The organism is Cellulomonas rhizosphaerae, assembly GCF_003470205.1.
GTDB classification, from domain to species: domain Bacteria; phylum Actinomycetota; class Actinomycetes; order Actinomycetales; family Cellulomonadaceae; genus Cellulomonas; species Cellulomonas rhizosphaerae.
The window spans coordinates 34,362-55,339 of the sequence record NZ_QWKP01000223.1; the positions used below are offsets into that span (position 1 = coordinate 34,362).

Sequence of the window (20,978 nt, forward strand, 5' to 3'; positions counted from 1 at the left end):
TCAGTCCTCCGACCGGAGCAGGCGCACGAACCCGAGCGAGAGCACCATGACGACGATCACGAGCAGGAACGAGTTGGCCGCACCCGTACCCAGGTCGGCCCGGGTGATGTGGTCGTACAGGTAGAGGCCCGCGGTGGTCGTCGACCCGTAGGGACCGCCGTCCGTGACGACGTACGGCTCGGCGAACATCTGGAAGATGGCCAACGTCTGGAGCACCACGGCGAACATCAGGGTCCGACGGACGAGCGGGAGCGTCATGCTCCGCAGCTGCCGGAACCGCGACGCGCCGTCGATCGACGACGCCTCGTAGACCGTGGGATCGATGGACTGCAGCCCCGAGAGCAGGATGATCACGATGAAGCCCGTCGTCTTCCACAGGAACAGCAGCGCGAGCGTGGGCTTCGCCCACATGCTCGTCGTGAGCCACCCGACGTCGGGCAGGCCGAGCGCGTTGAGGACCGAGTTCACGGCCCCGTACTGCTGGTCGAACACGACCACCCAGATCTGCGCCACCGCGACGAGTGGCGTCACGAACGGCACGAGGAACGCGACGCGGTAGAAGCCACGCATGCGCGTCTTCGCGTTGTCCAGGAGCACCGCGACGAGCAGGGCGACGACGATCTGCACGGGCACGATGAGCAGCCACATGACCGCGGAGTTGCCGAGCGACGACCAGAACGCCGGGTTCGTCAGGAGGTAGGTGTAGTTCCCCCACCCGACCCACTGCGCCGATCCGGAGCCGCGCCAGTCGGTGAAGCTGAGCTGGAGCGTGAACAGCATCGGGTAGACGCCGAACGCCAGGAACAGGGCGATGAACGGGAAGACGAAGACGTAGGGCGCCAGCTTCCGCCGCGACGGAGACCGGTGCGGTCTCCGTCGCGACGTGGCTGACGGCGCCTGCGCCCGCTGGGCGGCTGGTGCGAGTGTCAACGGATTGTCCTCAGGTGCGCAGAGTGCAGGACGGCTACTGACGGTCCACGAGGTTCTTCTGGATGTCCTTCGTGGACTGCTCGATGACCTGGTCGGGCGTCATCTTCCCGTCGAGCATCAGCTGGATGTTGTTGCCCAGGTAGTCGACGGCGCCGGCCCACCAGGCGGGGATGGGCGCTCCGCCGGGGATCTGCGAGCCTGCGTCGACCGCGGTGGCCCACAGGTCCTGGCCGCCGAGCGCCTCGACGGGGCCGAACAGGGGCTTGGCCGGGTCAGCGGCCGGCTCGTAGCTCGGGATCGAGGTGTTGAGGCCGTCGGGGTAGACCTCGTTCGGTCCCCACACGGCCTGGTAGCCCAACGGGTCGAACATGAGGAACTGGTAGAACAGCCACGCGAGCTGCGAGTTCTTCCCGTCCTTCGGCAGCGCGAACGACGAGCCGCCCATCGCGCCGCTGCGGGCCCCACCCGGGGTCCACGCCGGCAGGGGCATCGCCCGCCAGTCGCCCTTGGTCTTCGGCAGCAGCTGCTGGGGCGCGAAGTCGAACCAGATGGCCCACGGGTAGAAGACCTCCTTGGCCGAGTCGAGCGGCTTGATGTCGCTCGGGCTCAGGTACTCCGCACGCGTGCCGAGCTTCTCCTTCTGCACGGTGTCCAGCCAGGTCAGGATCCGCTTGTACTCCGGGGAGTCCAGGCGCAGCTGGCCCTTCTCGTCGGCGATGCTCGTGCCGAGCTGGCTCGCGTACATCTCGAGCTGCAGCTGGCCGAGGAACGCGCTCTGCTCGAGGTGGATCGGGGCCGAGTCCGGCACCTTCGCCTTGTACTGCTTGGCCGCCTCGATCAGGTCGTCGTACGTCCCGATCTTGGTCGCGTCCACGCCCGCCTTCTCCAGCGCGGTCGCGTTGTAGTAGAGCAGGCCGGGGTCGAGGTCGAACGGCACGCCGTAGATCCCGCCGTCGAGCGAGTTCACGTCGAGCTTCTGCTGCGCGATGTCGGCGGTGTAGGGCTTGAGCACGTCGTTGAGGTTCCACAGGTACTGCGAGAAGCCGGCCACCTTGGCGTCGTCGAGGAAGACGCCGTCGGGCACGTCCGTCCCGGTGATCAGGGTGTTCTGCAGCTTGGCGTCGATGTCGACGGCCTCGTGGTTGACCTTGATGTCCGGGTACTTGGCGTTGAAGTCCTTGATCACGGCGTCGAAGACCTTGAACAGGTCACCCGAGCGATCCCAGATGGTGATCTCGCCGCTGGGCGAGGCCTCGGTGGGGGCCTGGAGCGTGTTCGGGTCGGGCGCCGCGGTGGTGTCGCCGGGCGTCGCGGCACCGCTGGGCGTCGGGTCGCCGGACGTGATCGACGGGCCGCACGCGGCGAGGGCGGACGTGGCAAGAAGCGCGCCGACGAGCGCGGCGGTGGACCGGCGGAAACTCTGGCGGGGGCCAGTTCGTAGCTGGTGCATGGAGCACTCCCTTGTGCACTCGGGTGGCCAGGCGCGGCTTCTCCGCAACGCTTTGCCAACGTGTGCAAACGTAGCCCTGGTTTGCACACGTTGCAAGCCCTATGATCAGGGGAATCGTGAAGCCGGGAGGGTGAAACGTGGCGGCAACGCTCCGAGACGTGGCACTGCGCGCGAAGGTGTCCGTGCGCACGGTCTCCAACGTCGTCAGCGGGTACGAGCACGTGAGCGCGCAGATGCGCGCACGCGTCGAGCGCGCGATCGAGGAGCTCGACTACCGCCCCAACCCGGTGGCACGCACCCTGCGGACGGGCCGGACCGGCGTCCTCGCACTCGTCGTCCCCGAGATCGACGTCCCCTACTTCGCCGAGCTCGCGCGCGAGGTCATCACGGCGGCGGCGGACGTGGGCTACCGCGTGATGATCGACCAGACCGGCCACGACCACGACCGTGAGCGCGAGCTCCTGACCGGCGGCGACCGCGGCATGCTCTTCGACGGCGTGCTGTTCAGCCCGCTGGTCACCCGCGCCGAGCTGCTCGCGATGCAGGAGAGCCGCTCGATGCCCCTGGTCCTGCTGGGGGAGCACGAGTTCGACGGCCGCTACGACCACGTCGCGATCGACAACGTCCAGGCCGCGCATGACGCCACCGCGCACCTGCTCGCGATAGGGCGCACGCGGATCGCCGCGATCGGCGCGCAGCCGCAGGAGGACTACGCGACCCCGCAGCAGCGCACGGCCGGCTACGAGCGGGCACTGCGCGCCGCGGGGATGACCCCGGCGGAGGACTACCTGCGCCCGGCCGTGCACTACAGCCGCGCGGACGGCTACCAGGCGACCCGTGAGCTGCTCGAGCGCGCCGAGCGCCCGGACGCGATCGTCTGCTACTCCGACCTGCTCGCCATGGGCGCGCTGCGAGCGATCTACGACGCGGGGCTGCGCGCGCCGGAGGACGTCGCGGTCATCGGCGTCGACGACATCGAGGAGGGGCGGTACTCGCGCCCCTCGCTCAGCACCGTCTCGCTGGACACGCCGTTCATCGCCCGGGAGGCCATCGCGCGCATCACCGCGCGGATCGCCGACCCGGAGACGCCCGCCGTCCAGGTCACCGCGCCGCACACGCTCGTCGTCCGCGAGAGCACCGAGGGTCGCTCGCCGGACCTCGGTCGCTGAATCAGCCCGAGCCGGCGAGGGGCAGCCGCCGCACGCTGCGGAACACCCGCGCGCTGTCGTCGACCGGGTCCGTGAACGCGACCTCGCCCGCGAGCAGCTGCAGCGGGTGGCGGAAGTCGTCGACCTCGACGGCGCGCACCACGGGGTAGAGCGGGTCGTCGACGATCGGGATGCCGAGGCCCCACAGGTGCAGGCGCAACTGGTGCGTGCGGCCGGTCCGCGGCGTCAGGCGGTAGATCCTCCGCCCGTCGACCTCCGACTCGAGCTCGACCAGCGTCTCCGCGTTGACCGGCGCCCCGGGCACGACCCCGGCCTGCCAGGAGCCGCGCTCCTTGTGGATGTGGTTGCGCACGACGACCGGGAGCTCCAGGTCCTCGCGCAGCGGCGCCAGTGCCCAGTACGTCTTGCTCACCGCGCGCCGCTCGAACAGCGTCTGGTACGGCCCGCGCCACCGCTGCTCGGTCGCCAGCATCAGCAGCCCGGACGTCACGCGGTCCAGCCGGTGCAGCGGCGACAGCTCCGGCAGGCCGAGCTCCGCGCGCAGCCGGACGACGACGCTCTGCATCACGTGCCGGCCGCGCGGGATCGACGACAGGAACGCGGGCTTGTCGACCACCACGAGGCGCTCGTCGCGGTGCACCACGTGGATCGGCGCGGTGACCTCGGGCTCGTCGCGCAGGTCGCGGTGGAACCATACGTACCGGTGCGGGGCGTACGGGTCGTCCTCGCGGACCGCGCGGCCGTCCTCGTCGACGAACCGCCCGTCGGCCAGCATCGCGGCCACGTCGACGTGCTCGGGGAGCCGGTCACGGAGCCACGCCCCCATCGTCGGCCACTCGTCGGCGCGGGACCGGTCGCGGTCCGGGGTCCGCAGCCGCGCGGCGCTCAGGCCGTGCCGGGCCGGCAGCGGCGATTCGGGGGGCACCTGCGCGATGCTACGTGGGCACAGACCGGATCCCGGGTCCAGCGCTCACACACGGAATCTCGCGTCGTCCGCGAGTCCGCCGTCCCTCGTCGGGTAGGTACCTACGCTGTTCGCCATGCGAAAGGGTGTCCTCATGGCAGCGCTGGCCGCGGCCGTGCTCACGCTGTCCGCCTGCACGGTCGAGCCCGGCGCGGTCGCGGGCATCGGCGTCGACTCGTGGGGCGGACTCGTCGGATACCTGCAGGTCTGCGAGGGCCACATCGACGGAGCCACCGCTTATCGGACGAAGGACGAGCACGAGGTGGGGACGTGGAACGCGCCCGCCGGGGTGACCGACTTTGCGACCTGGTCCATGACCGAACCGACTGACGGCTGGACCGCAGAGACGCCGCTCGGGACGTTCGCGCAGGAAGGGCTATGCCCTCTACGGCTGGACGAACGACAACTCGTGGTCGGCCACCGCGGTCGACTTCACGGCCGCGGAGCTGGGCCGGCTCGAGCCTGGCGAGGTGCTCTACTGGGCGGGAGATCCCGACGGGAAGAACGTCATGACGTCAGTCGACGTGTTCCGTGCGGACGTTTGCAACCAGGTGGGGTAGCAGTCGGAGATCAGTTGATCTCCGACTTCCCCTGCCGCCAGTACCCCATGAACGCCACAGCCTTGCGGTCCACGCCGCACTCGGTCACCAGGTGCCGGCGCAGGGTCTTGATGACCCCCGACTCCCCGGCCAGCCACGCGTACATCGCGGCCATCTCCCGCAGCGGGTGGCCGTTCTCGTCGACCGGCACCTCCCACAGCATGTCCTCGTCGACGTCCTCGAGCTCGATGTCGGCGGCGGGCGCCTGGCCGGGCAGCATGCGGGCGGCGGCGGCGCGGACCGCGGGGATCAGCAGGGTGCCGTGTGTGACGCCGTCGCGGCCGAGCCAGCGGACGGTGACGCCGGCGGGGGCGAGCAGGTCGAGGCGGTCGTCGGTCGAGGGCATCTCGATGAGAACCTCGCCGCGCGAGTCGGCGGGCAGGCGCTCGAGGATGCCGGCGATGGCGGGCAGCGCGGTCTCGTCGCCCGCGATGAGCAGGCGGTCGGTGACGGCGGGAGGCACGAAGTCGACGCCGCCGTGCGGGCCGACGGCCGCGCCGTTCGGGCCGCAGATGACGAGCTCGTCGCCGGGGGCGGCGGTGGTCGCCCAGCGCGATGCCGGGCCGAGGTCACCGTGCAGGACGACGTCGACGTCGACCTCGCGGCGGTCGGAGCGGACGGCGCGGGCGGTGTACGTCCGCATCGGGTGGCGGCGCTCGTCGGGCAGCGCGCGCCAGTGGCCGTACCAGTCGGCGGACGTGCCCAGCTCGAGCAGCTCGTCGTACGGGGCGTCGGCCAGCGGCAGGAAGAACTTGATGCGCTGGTCGAACCCGTTGTCGGCGAACCGGTCGAGGTCGTCGCCCGTGAACGTCAGGCGCAGCACGCTGGGGCACAGGCGCTGCACGGCGGCGACCTGCACCGCGAACATGCGGAAGGTCGGCTCGGTGTCAGTCACCGTGGCGGTGGCGGTTGTCGTCGTCACGCAGCTAGGATAAGCACAAGGTGAGCCTTACCTAAACCCCCCATCCACGTGAGACGCGGCACGATGGCGGGATGGGCGCGCAGCGTAGCACCGTGGGGAGCAGCTCCTTCTGGGACGTCGCGAAGGGGTGGGCGGGCTTCGGCCGCACGCCGGCTGACGACCTCGCCGACCTGGCCCGTGGCGTCGCGTTGTCGATGGTCGCGTTCGCGTACGGACCCGGCCCGCGACGCGTCACGGTGTCGCTCGCGGCCCCGCGCGAGGTGGAGGCGCTCATCGGACCCGGCCCGCACCGCGTTTACCGGTCCGACCGGCCCGCGACGACGGGCGGCGACTTCGTCCTGGTCCAGGGCACGGACGCGACCGGGGCGGACTGGCAGCTCGGCGTGCCGCGCGTGGACGTGCCGGTCTTCAGGCAGGCGCTCGCGACGATGTGGCCGCGCCCCGAGCGTCGTCGGCCGAGCTAGGCGCCGAACGCGAGACCCAGCAGGTAGGTCGCCGCGGCGGCGCCGAACCCGATCGCGAGCTGGCGCAGCGCGCGCTTGCCCGGGGAGGCACCGGACAGCAGGCCGACGGTCGCACCCGTGCCGAGCAGGGCGAGGCCGACGAGCCCCGACGCCCAGGCCACCGCGACGAGACCCTCGGCCCCGAACAGGTAGGGCAGGACCGGGATGAGCGCGCCCGAGGCGAAGAAGCAGAAGCTCGCGCCCGCGGCGCCCATCGCGCTGCCGACCGTCTCGTGCTCGTCGACGTCCGGCGCGGCCTCGTCGCTCCCCGGCACCCCGAAGGCCGATGAGGTGGAGTCGGCCAGCGAGGCCAGGACGAGGTCGGCGCGGGACTGCGCCTCGTCGGGCGCCATGCCGCGCGCGCGGTAGACGAGTGCGAGCTCGTTCGCGTCCACGTCGAGGTGCGGCAGGGCCGCGCGCGCCGCCGGGCCGGGGCGGGACGCCTCGAGCAGCTCGCGCTGGGAGCGCACCGAGACGTACTCGCCGGCACCCATGGACAGCGCTCCGGCCAGGAGCCCAGCAAGGCCCGTGAGCAGGACCGTCTGCCGCGACGCCCCGCTCGCCCCGATGCCCAACACGAGCGCGAGGTTGGACACCAGGCCGTCGTTGGCCCCGAACACCGCGGCGCGGAACGTGCCCGACATGCGGTTGCGGCCGCGCGCGGCCAGGCCGCGGACGACCTCCTCGTGGATACGCTCGTCGGCCGCCATCTGCGCGGTCGCGTCCTCGTCGTCGTCGTACTCCGAGCGCGCCTCCGCACGCTGCGCGAGGGCGAGGACGAACACGGACCCGAACCGGCGCGCAAGCCAGCCGAGCGTGCGCGTGCGGACATCGCCGCGCACGGGACGTCCGACATCGGGACCGAGCAGGTCGAGCCAGTGCTGCTCGTGACGCTTCTCGGCGTCCGCGAGCGCGAGCAGGATCTCGCGCTCCTCGCCCGTGCGACGGGCGGCGAGATCGCGGTAGACGGCGGCCTCGGCGCGCTCGTCGGCCAGGTACTGCCGCCACCGTCGGACCTGGGCGCGGGAGGGCGGCGAGGAGGTCATGGCACCCATGGTGGCAGGCACTATCCGGACATCTTGGACATCGCGGCGAGTTCGAGTTGCCGAATCGACGGGTCCGTTGGACCGTCGCATGTCGACGAAATCAGGACTGGGGGCTGGCGATGCGCGCCGAACGGACGGTGGATCCGCACTACCGGGCTGTCGCCCCCGCGCGCCACTGGGCCGCCGACCGGCTCGCCGAGGCGGGCATCCCGCCCGAGCGGCGCGACCTCCTGGTCCTGCTCGTCAGCGAGCTCGTGACCAATGCCGTCGAGCACGCGTGGCCGCCCGTGATCCTGCGGGTCGACGTGGACGACGAGCGCATCCGGGTCGAGGCGACCGACAGCCACCGCGACGAGCCCGTGCTGCGCGACGCCCCGCCCACCGACGGCGGGGGCCGCGGGGTATGGCTCATCGACCGGCTCGCGAGCGACTGGGGCTCGCAGGTGGACGAGTCGGGCGAGTGCAAGACGGTGTGGTTCGAGCTGCGCAGCGACGACCACGCGGGCGTCACGCAGTTCACCGCCTAGCTCTCCCAGGGCGGCGTCTCGTCGAGCTTCGCGTAGTACTTGGCCAAGTGGCTCTTGACCCGGTCCCGGTCCTTGTCCGGCAGGTCGACACCGCCGCGTGAGCCCTGCATCACGGCGGCAGCCGCGAACACCGCGTGCGGGACGGCCTTCAGCCGGCCGTCGATCACGTCGGCGATCAGAAGCTTGTACCCGGTGAAGTTCTCCTTCGCATCGGCGTCGTACCAGACGTGCGCGTCGCGGTACCGGGCGTTGGGCTCGTACTGGGCGTGAGCCCACTCACGGACCCGCTTCTCCGCGGCGGCGCTGTCCCACGCGCGATCGCGGTCCGCCAGGGGCAGGTCGCCGAAGCTGGTCACGGCCATGGTCAGTCCTCCGTCTTCGTGGCTGCAGCCCTCAGGGCCTCGAGCAGGGGAGCGGCGGCCTCGTCGAGGAACCGCTGCTGTCCGTCATCACCGATCTGGACGATGGCGACGTCCGTGAAGCCGGCCTCCCAGTAGGCCGCGACGGCTTCGACGTGCGCGTCGAGGTCCGGCCCGCACGAGATCGACTCGGCGACGTCCTCGGGCCTCACGAACTGGCTGGCAGCCTCGAACCCGGCCGGCATGGGCAGGTCCGCGTTGACCTTCCACCCGCCGCTGAACCAGCGGAACTGGTCGTGCGCGCGCTCGATCGCCCGCTCGCGCGACGGGTCCCAGCAGATCGGCACCTGGCCGATCTTGCGGGAGGCCTCCCCGCCGCGAGCCTTGTCCCAGCTCGTGACGAGGTCGGCGTCCGGCTCGACGGCCACGAGGTGGTCGACGAGGGGTGCGAACCGCTCGATCGAATGGTCCCCGCTGACCGCGACACCGAGCTCGACCGGGCTCTCCGGCAGGTCCCACAGCTTCGCCTGGTCCACCCGGAAGTGGTTGCCCTCCCAGGTCACGAGCTCGCCGTCGAGCAGCGAGCGGATGATCGAGATCGCTTCTTCGAGCATGTCCTGCCGCTCGCCGACAGCGGGCCAGCCCTGGCCCACCACGTGCTCGTTGAGGTTCTCGCCGGAGCCGAGGTTGAGCTGGAACCGGCCCTCGGACAGCACCGCGAGCGTCGCGGCCTGCTGCGCGACGACCGTCGGGTGGTAGCGCATGGTCGGGCAGGTCACGTAGGTCATGAGCTCGACGCGGCTGGTCGCCTGCGCGACCGCGCCGAGCAGTGTCCAGGCGTTCGGCGCGTGCCCCTGGCCGTCCAGCCACGGGAAGTAGTGGTCGGAGGAGACCAGGAGGTCGAAGCCGGCGCGCTCCGCGTCGGCCGCATAGCCGACCAGCTCGCGGGGGCCGGACTGCTCGGTCATGAGGGTGTACCCGAATCGCGTCATCCCCTGACGGTCACACCGGGCGGCTCGGCGCGCACGTCGGCGACGCAGATAGCCGCACTTGTGACGCACGTGCACTCCTGAGCCTGCGATTCGCCCCACCAGACAACTTTCGTCACAAGTGCGGCTGTCTCGGGCCGGTGGGCACGGCGGTGGACCCCTTGACGCGGACGGGCATGTATCTCTATGCCTGGTTTGTCCCCCTTTTGGGTGACATGGACTCCCGCGCGGAAGGCCAGGCGATGACGCTCTGGGACGACCTGCCCGGCTCGACCACCTCCGGTGGAGCGCTCGACCAGCTGCGCCCGCTGCTCGACTCGGTCGACACCCCGACCTCGACCGAGCGCCCCGAGGACGACGGCACGTGGAAGATCTGGTCGACGACGATCGGCGGCGACCGATCGCTCGAGATGGACCTGGGCAGCGGCGCGATCAGCCACGGCGGGTCCACGGGCGACGGGGGAGCGATCGAGCTCTCGTCCGGCTTCGGGGTCGAGCTCGGCCTGCGGCTGACCGGGCCGGGCGGCGATCCCGACGGCACGGTGCGCGTCACCCTGACGGTGCCGAGCTCGTCGATCCGGATGCCCTACCTGCGCGGCGCGATGCTCGACGCCCAGGGACAGCTGCGCGCCGATCCGTCCCATCCCCTGGTGCGGTTCAAGCTCCCGAGCGTCAAGGTGCGCGTGCTGCGCCCCGCGGGCGGGTCGGTCGGCGTGGACCTCATCCCGGCGCCGAGCGCCGGGACGCCCGACGACCCCGTGGTCGACCTGGTGAAGATGGAGCCGCCGTACGCGCTGATCGGGCCGGGCGACGTGGTCGGCTTCGCGTTCCGGGCCGCGGTGCTGGACCTGTCCGGGACCGCCGGGCCGGGCGGGGTGCCGGCGGGTGCGCGGACGATGCCCGACGAGTGGCAGGGGCTGTACCTGCCCGAGGTGCGGCTGTTCGTCGCGCCGAACGGGCTCGAGGGCCTCGCGGTGAGCGCGGGCGTGCGGAACCTGTGGATCGGGTTCGGGGCGCACGCGGGCGTGACGGGCGAGTTCAACGCCGAGGTGGTCAACCGCGGCTCCGCGCCGACGGTCCGCATCCGGTTCCAGACGCCTGCGGGCGAGTGGGTCGGCGTCCCGGACACCGACCCGATCTCCCCGGTCGAGCTGCCCGAGAACGTGACGATGTTCGTCGACGGCGGCGGGGGCATCGCGCCGCTGCGCATCCGGCTGCTCGTCGACGGCACCGAGACGATCTCCGACCGCGTCGCCCTGACCGTCCCCGACACGGGTGACATCCACGTCGAGGTGACCGTCACCGACGCGGGCTCGCACGCGACGACGAGGACGTTCGACGCGCACCGCCGCACCGGCGCGGGTCACGGCTCCTCCACCGCTCGCGACGTCGTACCGACCACCACCTCGAACGTCGGCTTCCGCGTGCTGACCCAGCCCGCGACCGGCAACGCGGTGACCGTCTCGCTCAACGAGGACCCGCACGGCACGGTCACCTGGACCTGGGCCGGGCACGCGCCCGTCACCGGCCCGACCGCGCAGATCGAGGTCACCACCGGCACGCCCGTCGACGTCCAGGCCCGGATCACACGGACGGGAGGCGGGGCGACGACGACGATCGACGCCTACTACTCGTTCGACCACCCCACGCCCGACGAGATGCGCAGCGGCCCCTCGACGCCCTGGTGGATGGCGCCCGGCAACATCCGCTCGCAGCACTTCCGCACCCGCACCGACCCCGGCACCGCCCCGAACCTGCTGAGCCCCGACGGCCTGGCCCGCCTGGGCGCGCTGCCCAAGAGCGTGCGCTGGACCGTCGAGGGGTGGGCCTCCTACGAGGGGCAATCCGGCACCGCGACCTACAACCGGGAGCTGTCCGAGCGGCGCCGCGACGCCCTGATCGCGCTGCTCGAGGACGCCTCCCGCTCCGAGCTGCACTTCACGAACGTGACCCCGGTCGATCCGGGGCACGGCGAGACCGACGCGCAGGCGTCCGGCCCGACCGGAACGCCGGCCCAGGACGCGCCCGACTGGTGGCACGCCCGGGCCCGCGCGGCCGTGGACCAGACGATCGACGTCACCGCGCACCTGGAGCGCCCCGCGGCCGACCCGCCGCCGCAGAACACCGACCCCGCGCCCACGCGCACCCCGGTCCCGGCCTGCTTCCGCAAGCTCGGCGTCACGGTCGAGCTCGTCCGCTCGACGTTCGTGCGCGCCGAGATCTACGGCGAGATCGACATCCAGACCGCGGCCGAGAACCGGATCGGGTCCGTCAAGCCCGGCGCGACCATCCCGCCGCGAGACAACCCGAACGACGGGATCAGCCAGTTCCTGCTGCGGCTGCGCATCGCCGAGGACCGCTCGAGCTGGGACGTCACCGCGCAGTTCAAGGCGATCGACGCGGACAAGGACGGCCTGTGGCAGCAGGTCCGCGGCTCGGGCGACCAGACCGGCCTCGACATCCTCGGGGCGGTCGCGGTGCTGTCCCCGCTGCTGGCTGCCGTGACGCCGCCGTCGCCCACCGCGGGCGAGCTCGTGCCCATGGTCATCGCGGGCGGGCTCGCGGTCGGCGTGGGCGCCGCCGGGGTCATCAAGACGCAGAAGATCACCCTGCACGGCGGGCAGCTCGTCGTCACGAGCGGGCTCGTCGACCCCGCGACCGGCGACGGCCCACGCAGCACGAGCATCAGCGTGCTGCTCGACGTCGAGACCGCGTTCACGTTCGACATCGGCATCCTCAAGGTCGAGCCGACCAAGCCGCTGACCGCCCGGTACAAGGCCGTCGGCCTGCGCTCGCAGTGGCGCTCCGACCCCCAGCCCGACGGGTCCGTGCAGTACGTGCCGCTGCCGGTGTTCGACCCGTCGGCCGGCTACTCGCTCGACATCCCGATGGGTTCGCTCATCGGCCCCGACGCGCTCAAGGACATCCTGCGGGTGGTCGGCGGCAGGATCAGTCGCGACAACCCGCTCTACCTCGAGGTCGAGGTGGGCCTGGGCATCGACCTCGGCATCGTGACGGTCGACTCGGCGCGCGTGCGGATCCGGCTCGACCAGGCCGAGTTCCCGCAGCTGACCGCGCTGGGCGCGAGCATCGACGTGCCCAACGTGATCCACGGGTCCGGCTACGTGAAGATCGACGACTCGGGCTTCGAGGGCGCGTTCGACGCGACTCTGACGCCTGTGAAGCTGCGCATCGCCGCGCAGATCGCCGTCAAGCAGAAGGACGGTGTGACCGGCGTGCTCATCGGCGCCGAGGTCGAGTTCCCCGTGCCGATCCCGCTGGCCAGCTCGGGCCTGGCGATCTACGGCTTCCTCGGCGGCATCGCGGTCAACTTCGCGCGCGACGAGCCCACCGGGGTCCAGGTCCCGGCCCTCGCGTGGCTGCAGTCGCAGCTCGCCGACCCCAACGGCTCGGTCATGAAGCCGTCCGGCTGGAAGGTCCAGCCCGGTGCGTTCGCCGTGGCCGGCGGCATCCTGCTCGGCACCTCCGAGGGCGGCTACATCGTCCACCTCAAGGGCCTCGTGCTCGTCGAGGTCCCCGGCCCGCGCCTGCTGTTCGCCATGAAGGCCGACGTCATCAAGGCGCCCCCGGCCCTGAAGAACCCGAGCGAGCAGGCCACGTTCCTCGCGGTGCTCGACCTCGACTTCGGCCGGGGCACGATCACCATCGGGCTCGTCGCGTCCTACGAGGTGCCCAGCCTGCTGACCATCCGCGTGCCGGTGACCGCGTTCTTCGACGTGAACCACCTCGACCAGTGGTTCGTCGACCTGGGCACTAACACCAACCCGGTGACCGTCAACGTGCTCGACGTGTTCGAGGGCACCGGCTACCTCATGGTGCACGGCGACGGCACGACGATCCACATCGAGGGCCTCCCGCTCGTCACCACGGGGATCACCGTGGCGGTCGGCTTCCACATCAGCGTCGTGCTCATGGGCTCCAAGGCCGTGGGCCTCTACCTCGAGGTCGCGGCCGGCTTCGACGCGATCGTCTCGTTCTCGCCGTTCGCGATCGGCGGGCGCATCTACGTCTCGGGCGAGCTGCGCCTGTGGATCATCGGCATCTCCGCGAGCGCCGAGCTCACGGTGCTCGTCGGGCGCCAGGTCGTCGACCAGGGGCTGCCCACCGAGCACGTCATCGACCGGACGTACGTGCACGGCAAGGTGTGCGGCGAGGTCGACTTCTTCTTCTTCAGCGTCAAGGGCTGCGTCGAGCTGACCATCGGCGACTCCACGCCGCTGCCGCTCGTGCCGCCGCCGCTCGTCTCGGGCGTCAGCCTGGTCTCGCGGTCGCCCGCGCTGGTCGACGGTTCCGCGGTGGACCGGGCGGTCGACGGGGTCATCGGGCGGGCGGTCGCGGCGGGGTCGGCCGACGAGCTGCCGAGCGTGCCGCTCGACGCGATCCCGGTCGTGCTGTTCGAGACGGCGCCCGGGGTCAAGGCGGGCAACATCGTGCTCGGTGGCGTCGCGCGCGGAGCCAACGGCCTGCCCGCCAACCCGTGGATCCAGCGCGGCGAGGCCTGGTACCGCTACCGGATCACGTCCGTCGAGCTCGTCGGGGACCTCACGCCGGGCACGACCCCGGCGACCTGGTGGGCACGCGCGCTCGTCGGCGACCCGCTGGTCGGGCCCGCGCTCGCGCTGCTGTCCTGGCTGCCGACCGCGACCCCGCGGGCCGTGGCCCTCGGGCGCGAGCTCACGACGACCGTCGAGGAGCGCTGGGGCACGATCTGCACCCCCGTCGCCAAGGCGGTCCCGGTGCTGTGGACGTTCGACGAGCAGGCCACCGGCCCGTCCGCGACGGGCTGGATGCTGACCGGGGTGGCCTGGCCCGACGAGCCCGGCACGTGGCGCTCGGCCCCGCCCGACTCGCAGGCCGTGGTGCGCGAGCCGTGGCGCACCGGGGACGCGTTCGTCGACCTGCTGCAGGGCACCGACCCGGCCGTCGTCGTCGGCGACCGGGTGACGTGCCCGCGCAAGGGCGGCGTCCTGGGGACCCGCCGCGAAGCGCTCGCCGCGACGAACGGCTCGGCCGCGACCTTCGGGCCGGGCGCGCTGCCGGCCGCGGGTGCCGGGACCGCAGACGTGCTGACCCTGCTCGCGGGCGGCGTCTCGCTGCAGGACGCGCAGGCGGCATGGGGGCGGATCGCGACCGGCGACGGCCAGAGCCAGTGCGAGGGGCGCATCCTGCGCTCGCCCACGGGCGACGAACCCGAGCCGGCCCCGGGCGCCGACGACCTCGAGGTCGAGCAGGTCAAGCAGGCGTGGGACGCGCGCAGGTTCTCCCCCAGCGAGCTCGCCGACAGCGTCACGCTGCGCGTCGAGGCGGGTCTCGCGTCGTTCGACGCGCTGCTGCTCGTGCCCCGGCGCGGCATCGAGAGGGGCCTCGTGCTGCGCGCGCGCGACGCCGACGGGAATCTCATCGACGAGTACCGCGCGAGCGGCGCGGACATGATCACCTCGAGCCACCCGATCCCGTCGCAGTGGCTGGCCGATCCGTGGTCCGACCCCGTGCAGCGCGCGGCCCAGATCGCGGCGCGCGTCATGGCCGCGGGCGGCGGCTTGCTGCCCGTGCTCCTCTCGCCGAAGGTGCCCGACGGCACGGTCGAGATCGAGATCGGCTGGGACCGGGACGCGAAGGACCTCCTCGGGCTCGCGTTCTGGGTGGTCGCCGCGGCCGGGACCACGGCCGCCGAGCTGCACCGCGAGGACTGGGACACCACGACGATCACGACCGACAAGGGCGCGGTCGTCACCGCCGTGACCGACGACCCCGACGACCACGCGCTGCTGCTCCCGGGCCGGGAGTACACGGTCCGCGTCGGCTGGGAGGCGCAGTCGATCAAGCAGGAGGCCAAGCCGCCGGCCAACGCCCCCGAGTCCTACACCGCGGGCACCCCGCAGGAGTTCCGCTTCCGGGCCGACGGCACGGACAAGGCCCCCGAGCGGCTCGAGCCGTGGCTGCTGACCACCGCGCCGGGCGTCGGCGAGGCGGGCGTGCTGCTCGACGAGCCGCTGCGCATCGCGCTGGCCACGCAGAAGGTCGGGGCGCTGTTCGACGCGTACGGCGAGGAGATCCGGATCGTCGTGCGGTCCGCGTCCGGCCGCCACCCCTCACCCCCGGGCGGCGGCGCACCCGGCGCGCCGGTGACGATCCCCGCCGAGATCGACGGCACGCTGCTCGCCGCCGTCGAGGGGGTCGCGGTGATGACCCCCTGGCAGGAAACCGTGACCGCGCTGCTCGACACCCTGCCGTGCACCCCGGACGCCGGGTCGAGGACGTACCACTCGGTCATCACGCTCGACTACCCGCTCGAGCCCCTGACCGACTACCTGCTCGACGTACTGGCCGTGACCAAGGGCGCTCCCGAGAGCGCCGAGGGCCGACGGCTCTACCGCGTGCCGTTCACCACCTCGCGGTTCCACGACGTGCCCGAGCTCGCCGGCCTGTTCGCCGCGACCCGCCCGCTGCACGCCCTGGTCCCGGTCCCCGCCGGCCTGGCGACCCTCGCGGAGCGGCCCACCGGCGGTCAGCTCGACGAGGCGTTCCAGGCCGCCGGCCTCCCCGTGCCCGAGGTGCCGCGCTACCCCGCGGTGCAGGTGCTGTGGTCGCCCGACGCGGTGCCGCAGCCCGTGGCCGTCGTCGTCGAGGGCAGCGAGTCGCTGTGGCGCTCGCGGCTCGTCGCGACCCGGGTGGAGGGACCCGCAGACGCCGACGACCCGACGCACGAGTGGTGGGCACCGAGGCCCGGCGACTGGATGACCCTGCACGTGGCGGGCGGCGGAGCCCCCGTGACGCGCGTCGTGCGCGCACCCGGCGACACCCGGGCCGTGATCCTGCTGGGTGCGGGCGCGCGCGGCACGCAGCTGACCGTGCAGCTCCAGCGGGAGGCCGACGAGCTGTCCGGCACCCCCGCTGCGCCCGTGACCGCCGTGCAGGTGCTGCTCGAGCGGGCCCCCTGGGAGGTGGAGGACTGATGGATCGCATCTCCCGTCCGTACTGGCTGCGGGCCACCGGGTCGCAGGTGCCGTGGGCGAGCGTGCTGCGCGGGCAGCTCGTCGGCGTCCCCGGCCTGAACGCGACCACGCACGTGTCCGACTCGGTCGCGCCGTGGATCCGCAACGCCGCGGCCGAGCTCAAGGAGCGGGCCGTCGACGTGCAGCTGCGCTGGCAGTGCAACCCGCTGCTGGGCGTGCCGTTCGGCCCGTTCACGGTGTGGGTCGGGCGGCCGCGGCCCAAGGTCCGCAAGGTCGACGTGCAGGTGCGCGAGCACGACGACGGGCTCACGCTGCGGCTGCCGACGATCGCCGCGATCGTCGTCGTCGACTGCCAGGTCGTCGACACGAGCCAGCCCGTCGGGATCATCGGGACCTACCGGGGCGGCGGGCTGACCGAGGCCATGGGTGCCGCGGCCGTCTCGGTGCCCGGCGGCGGGCGCGCGATCCTGCAGCTCAAGACCGCGGGGATCACCCGCGTGCTGCTCACCAACGGCACCGACCCGCAGGTGCAGATCGTGCCGCTGCAGGAGATCGTGGACGACCCGGGCTGGAAGCCGATCGAGCTCGTCGGCCTGCCCGTCGACTCGCCGTGGAGCGGCACCGACTACGACACGTCGAAGCAGGGGATCATCTCCGCGCTCACCGACCCGGTCACCGCGGCGCACCAGCGGCTCGACCGCGGCGGACCGCCGCTGGGCTGGGCGCCGGTGACCGCGACCGGCCACGCCGTCTCGCCCGCGTGGCGCGCGCCGGACCCGACCGGGCTGCTCAAGGAGATCGTCGGGGACCTGCTGCCGCGCATCGACCGGCTCTACCGGCCGGGCCGCACGCCCGCGGACCAGGCGGCCCTCGCGGACTCGCCGCCCGTGGACCCGCCCTCGTCGGGCGGTCGCACGTCCTCCCTGGCCACGACCGCGACCCTCTCGCCGCTCTCGCTCCTGACCCTGCCCGCCTCGGCGGACCCCTTCCTCGCGCTGGCCACGGGCTTCGGCACCGCGTACCCCGCCACGCAGCTGCCCCGCGGCGAGGGCCTGGAGTTCATGGTCACGGCCGACTACCCCGACACCCCCGCCCGCACCGGGCCCGTCCAGGTCGCGGCGTACATCCCGGAGCCCGAGCCGCACATCGCCACCACCACGCCGCACGCCCTGACCACCCGCCGCTCGGGCTTGCTCGCGCCCGAGGTCCGCGACGGCGCGTGGCGCGAGTCCGTGCAGGTGCAGTGGGACCGCGTGCCCGGGTCAGTCGCGATGGGCCGTCCGACGTCCGGCGTCGTCGCCCGCTACACCGGGGCCTCGGCCGCCGAGGTGCTGGTCGACGAGCGTCTCGCGGGCGACCGTCGCGCGCTCGTCCTCGTGCCCGACGGGCCGTCGCCCACGCCCGCGTTCAACCGCACGTCCATGGTCGACGCGGACGTCGAGATCCCGCTCGGTAGCGGTGGCCGGCACGTCGGCTACCCGATCGCGGTGCAGGACGTGTTCGGCGTCTGGTCGCCGTGGGCCGACGCGCCCTGGGACGGCGACGAGCCGGGCCCGCCCGGGCCGCACGTCGTCGGCGTCTCGCTGACCAGCAGCTACACCGGGTCGACGACCTGCCCGGCGACCCTGACCGTCGAGGTCTCGGTCGAGTGGGGCGACCGCACACCCTCGTCGGTCGCGCTCGCCGCCGTGCTGTTCCGCACCCCGACGGCCGCCGCGCCGCCCCCCGCGGGCGTCGACCCGGTGCTGCCCGCTCCCGCGGGGGCGTTCCGACGCGACGTCACCCTTCCCTTCGCTGGCGAGACCCTCACGGGCCCGGGCGACGTGACGATCGAGCACCTGAACGAGGCCGGCGACGCGGTCGTCGCACCCGGCTCCGCGCAGGGCGCCTCCGGCCGCCGGTACCGGGTGACCATCCCGGTGCCGACGCTCGACTTCTCCACCACGCCGCGCTGGGGGGTCCAGGTCTGGGCGCGCGTGCCGCTGGTGGTCGTCGGCGACGCCGGCTGGCTCCCCGACCCGGCGCACCCCGCGATCGCGGGCGTGGCCAGCCCCGTGCCGGTCCCGCCGATCCTGCCGCCCGCCCCGCCCGGCGTGCCGATCGGCTCGACACCCGACGCCCAGGGGCGCAGCCACGTGCGCGTGCACTGGTCGGTGGCGTCGGGCGCCGCGCTCGACGGCCGCAAGGGCATCGCGGTGTGGGAGGCCGCGGAGACCTCGCTGCGGCAGGCGGCCGGACTCGCGCAGAAGGCGCCCGACGGGACCCTGCCGGGTGTCCGCCTCGCGCAGCTGTGGGCCGCGTACGACGCGATGACGCCGACGGCCCGGCGCGCGGCCTTCCGCCGGCTGCTCGAGCTGCCGGGCACCGCGCGCGAGACCGACGTCGCGCTGCCCGCGGGCTCGACCGACATCCACCTGTTCACCGTCACGACGCTGTCCCCGACCGGGGTGGCCTCCGACTGGCCGACCGGCTCGCCCGCGCACACGGTTCTGCAGTCCGTCGCCGCGCCGCGCCTGCGCCGCCCGGGCCCGCCGCGCGTCCGGACCGTGCTCGGCGCCGCCGGGACGGTCTCGGTGTCGCTGTCCGCCGACTCCGACGTGCCGGTCGCCTCGTTCCTGCTCTACCGGACCCGGTCGGCCGAGGCCGCGCTGCGCCCCGAGACGATGGGGCCTGCGTTCGCGACCGTCCCGGCCGTCGCGCCGGCGCCCGGCGCCCCGGTCGACCCCGCGTCGGGGCTCGCCTTGTACTCGGGCTCGTGGTCGGGCGCGTTCGATGCGTCATGGGACGACTGGCACGTGCGCGCGGTCGCCGTGCCCGTCGACACCGTGCCGGTCGAGGCGGTCCGCGGGCTGCCCTCGCCGGCCAGCGACGACGTCGTCGTGCGCGTCCGGCCGTCCGGCCCGCCCGACCTGGCACCGCTCGTGGCAACCGTGTTCGGCGGTGGCCACGACGGGGTGCTTGTGACGACCTCGACCTCGTCGACCTCCCGGACGCTGGCCGACGGCGCCTTCCGGGTCTCGGCTGTCGCGGACGGGATCGGGAGCGTCGACCCGCTCGCGCTCGGCCTGGTGCCGGCCGGTCCGGTGACCGGGACGGCGCCGCCCGCACCATTCGCGCTCGTCGCCGGCGCGCGAGCTGCGGGCCGCACGCCGCTGGCCCTGTGGTTCACGCGGCCCGTGGCCACGTCACCGGTCGCGGTCTCCGTGACGCTCGTCGACCCGGCCGGACGCTCGTCGGTCCAGTCCGTGACCGTGCCCGCGTGGGTGCCCGACCCGCCGTCGCTCGAGCTCGTCTCCGTGCAGCTGCTCGCGGGCTACGTGCTCGCCCGCGTGCGGTCGGACGCGCCGCTCGAGGACCTGCCGCCGACGGTGCTCACCGTGCTGGTCTCCGCCTCGCGTCGCACGTTCCCGCCGATCCGCCTCCCGCTGCGGGTCCCGGCCGCGGACCCGACCGCCGCGCAGGCGGTGCGCGAGGCGCTCCACCGTCTCGACCTACCCGACGCGCTGAGCTCCGACGTGCTCAAGGACGTGCGGCTGCCGGGACTGCCGGGGCCGGTCACGCTGCCGGTCTCCCTCTCGGTCGCGCTGCCGGACATCCCGCGCCGGGCCCGGATCAGCACGGCGCCGATCGTCGTGACCCGGGCGACGCTCGAGCAGCCGCACGAGTACGACGTGGTCATCCGCGTCGCGCCGCCGTTCACGCTGCGGGTCTCGCTGCTGACCGGCGACGGCCGGGCGACGCAGGTCTCGCGGGCCGTCAGGGCAGGGTCATGATCTCCGCGCCGTCCTCGGTGATCGCGATCGTGTGCTCGCTGTGCGCGGTCCGGGCGCCCGTGGCGCTGCGCAGCGTCCAGCCGTCGGCATCGGTCACGAGCTCGTCGGTGTCGGCCATGACCCACGGCTCCAGCGCCAGGAGCAGGCCGGGACGCAGCGTGTAGCCGCGGCCCGCCCGGCCGTCGTTGGCGATGTGCGGGTCCTGGTGCATCGTCGAGCCGACGCCGTGCCCGCCGAAGTCGCCGTTGATCGGGTAGCCGGCCGCGGTGAGGACCTCGCCGATCGCGTGCGAGAGGTCGCCGATCCGCGCGCCCGGACGCGCGACGGCGATCCCCGCCGCCAGGGCCCGCTGCGTCGCGTCGATCATCGCCTCGTCCTGCGGGCTCGCGGTGCCGACGACGAAGCTGATCGCCGAGTCGGCGACGATGCCCTGCAGCGAGACGGCCAGGTCGAGCGAGAGCAGGTCGCCGTCGGCGAGGGTGTAGTCGTGCGGCAGGCCGTGCAGCACCGCGTCGTTGACCGACGTGCAGATGTAGTGCCCGAACGGGCCCCGGCCGAAGGACGGCGCGTAGTCGACGTAGCAGGACAGGGCGCCCGCGTCGACGATCATCTGCTGGGCCCAGCGGTCGATGTCCAGGAGGTTCGTGCCGACCGTGCTGCGGCTCTTGAGGGCCTGCAGGATCCGGGCGACGAGCGCGCCGGTGTCCTTGGCTCGGAGCAGCTCGGCCGGGGTGAGGATCTCGATCATGGCGCCTTCTTCGTCGTGCATC

At 73.1% G+C, this 20,978-nt stretch carries 13 protein-coding genes; 5 read left to right on the top strand and 8 right to left on the bottom strand.

The genetic code is table 11. From position 1 onward, the window contains the following. Together D1825_RS17345 and D1825_RS17350 are read right to left on the bottom strand one after the other, a co-directional pair. The gene (locus tag D1825_RS17345) at window positions 1-930 is read right to left on the bottom strand and encodes a carbohydrate ABC transporter permease (RefSeq protein ID WP_118768672.1); all 930 of its coding nucleotides are present in this window, start codon (window positions 928-930) and stop codon (window positions 1-3) included. Window positions 931-964: 34 nt separating this feature from the next. Further along, on the bottom strand, window positions 965-2,380 hold the full coding sequence (locus D1825_RS17350; protein WP_118768673.1) for an ABC transporter substrate-binding protein: 1,416 nt from the start codon (window positions 2,378-2,380) through the stop codon (window positions 965-967). A gap of 158 nt (window positions 2,381-2,538) precedes the next feature. On the opposite strand from D1825_RS17350, the gene D1825_RS17355 reads away from it, so the two are divergent. After that, window positions 2,539-3,549 (top strand): LacI family DNA-binding transcriptional regulator, encoded by a 1,011-nt coding sequence (locus D1825_RS17355; protein ID WP_233549965.1) that lies wholly within the window; start codon window positions 2,539-2,541, stop codon window positions 3,547-3,549. Between the two features lies 1 nt (window position 3,550). On the opposite strand, the gene D1825_RS17360 is transcribed toward D1825_RS17355, so the two are convergent. Both D1825_RS17360 and D1825_RS17365 read right to left on the bottom strand, forming a co-directional pair. After that, a complete protein-coding gene (locus D1825_RS17360) occupies window positions 3,551-4,474 on the bottom strand; it encodes a pseudouridine synthase (RefSeq protein WP_118768675.1) in 924 nt (307 codons plus the stop codon). A 609-nt stretch (window positions 4,475-5,083) separates the two neighbouring features. Then, entirely contained in the window at window positions 5,084-6,034 is a 951-nt protein-coding gene (locus tag D1825_RS17365) for a siderophore-interacting protein (protein ID WP_407643347.1), read from the bottom strand. 92 nt (window positions 6,035-6,126) lie between these two features. Here D1825_RS17365 and D1825_RS17370 point away from each other — a divergent pair, with 92 nt between their 5' ends. After that, window positions 6,127-6,498 (top strand): hypothetical protein, encoded by a 372-nt coding sequence (locus D1825_RS17370; RefSeq protein WP_233549966.1) that lies wholly within the window; start codon window positions 6,127-6,129, stop codon window positions 6,496-6,498. On the opposite strand, the gene D1825_RS17375 is transcribed toward D1825_RS17370, so the two are convergent. Further along, window positions 6,495-7,583 carry a VIT1/CCC1 transporter family protein gene (locus D1825_RS17375; RefSeq protein ID WP_407643348.1) on the bottom strand — a complete coding sequence of 363 codons (1,089 nt, stop codon included), beginning with the start codon at window positions 7,581-7,583 and terminating at the stop codon, window positions 6,495-6,497. The two genes, D1825_RS17370 and D1825_RS17375, sit on opposite strands and share 4 nt — an antisense overlap. 137 nt (window positions 7,584-7,720) lie before the next feature. Here D1825_RS17375 and D1825_RS17380 point away from each other — a divergent pair, with 137 nt between their 5' ends. After that, the gene (locus tag D1825_RS17380) at window positions 7,721-8,110 is read left to right on the top strand and encodes an ATP-binding protein (RefSeq protein ID WP_233549967.1); all 390 of its coding nucleotides are present in this window, start codon (window positions 7,721-7,723) and stop codon (window positions 8,108-8,110) included. On the opposite strand, the gene D1825_RS17385 is transcribed toward D1825_RS17380, so the two are convergent. Both D1825_RS17385 and D1825_RS17390 read right to left on the bottom strand, forming a co-directional pair. Next, window positions 8,107-8,472 carry a hypothetical protein gene (locus tag D1825_RS17385; RefSeq protein ID WP_118768679.1) on the bottom strand — a complete coding sequence of 122 codons (366 nt, stop codon included), beginning with the start codon at window positions 8,470-8,472 and terminating at the stop codon, window positions 8,107-8,109. The two genes, D1825_RS17380 and D1825_RS17385, sit on opposite strands and share 4 nt — an antisense overlap. Window positions 8,473-8,474: 2 nt before the next feature. Beyond that, window positions 8,475-9,461 carry an LLM class F420-dependent oxidoreductase gene (locus D1825_RS17390; RefSeq protein WP_118768680.1) on the bottom strand — a complete coding sequence of 329 codons (987 nt, stop codon included), beginning with the start codon at window positions 9,459-9,461 and terminating at the stop codon, window positions 8,475-8,477. 239 nt (window positions 9,462-9,700) lie between these two features. Between D1825_RS17390 and D1825_RS17395 the strand changes: the two genes are divergently transcribed. Together D1825_RS17395 and D1825_RS17400 are read left to right on the top strand one after the other, a co-directional pair. Then, complete coding sequence (locus D1825_RS17395) at window positions 9,701-16,435, top strand: DUF6603 domain-containing protein (RefSeq protein ID WP_118768681.1); 6,735 nt, start codon at window positions 9,701-9,703, stop codon at window positions 16,433-16,435. Next, on the top strand, window positions 16,435-20,208 hold the full coding sequence (locus D1825_RS17400; protein ID WP_118768682.1) for a hypothetical protein: 3,774 nt from the start codon (window positions 16,435-16,437) through the stop codon (window positions 20,206-20,208). The genes D1825_RS17395 and D1825_RS17400 overlap by 1 nt, the downstream gene beginning before the upstream one ends. Here the strand turns inward: D1825_RS17400 and map are convergent. After that, a complete protein-coding gene (map, locus tag D1825_RS17405; RefSeq protein WP_118768683.1) occupies window positions 20,192-20,956 on the bottom strand; it encodes a type I methionyl aminopeptidase in 765 nt (254 codons plus the stop codon). The two genes, D1825_RS17400 and map, sit on opposite strands and share 17 nt — an antisense overlap. Window positions 20,957-20,978: the final 22 nt, after the last annotated feature.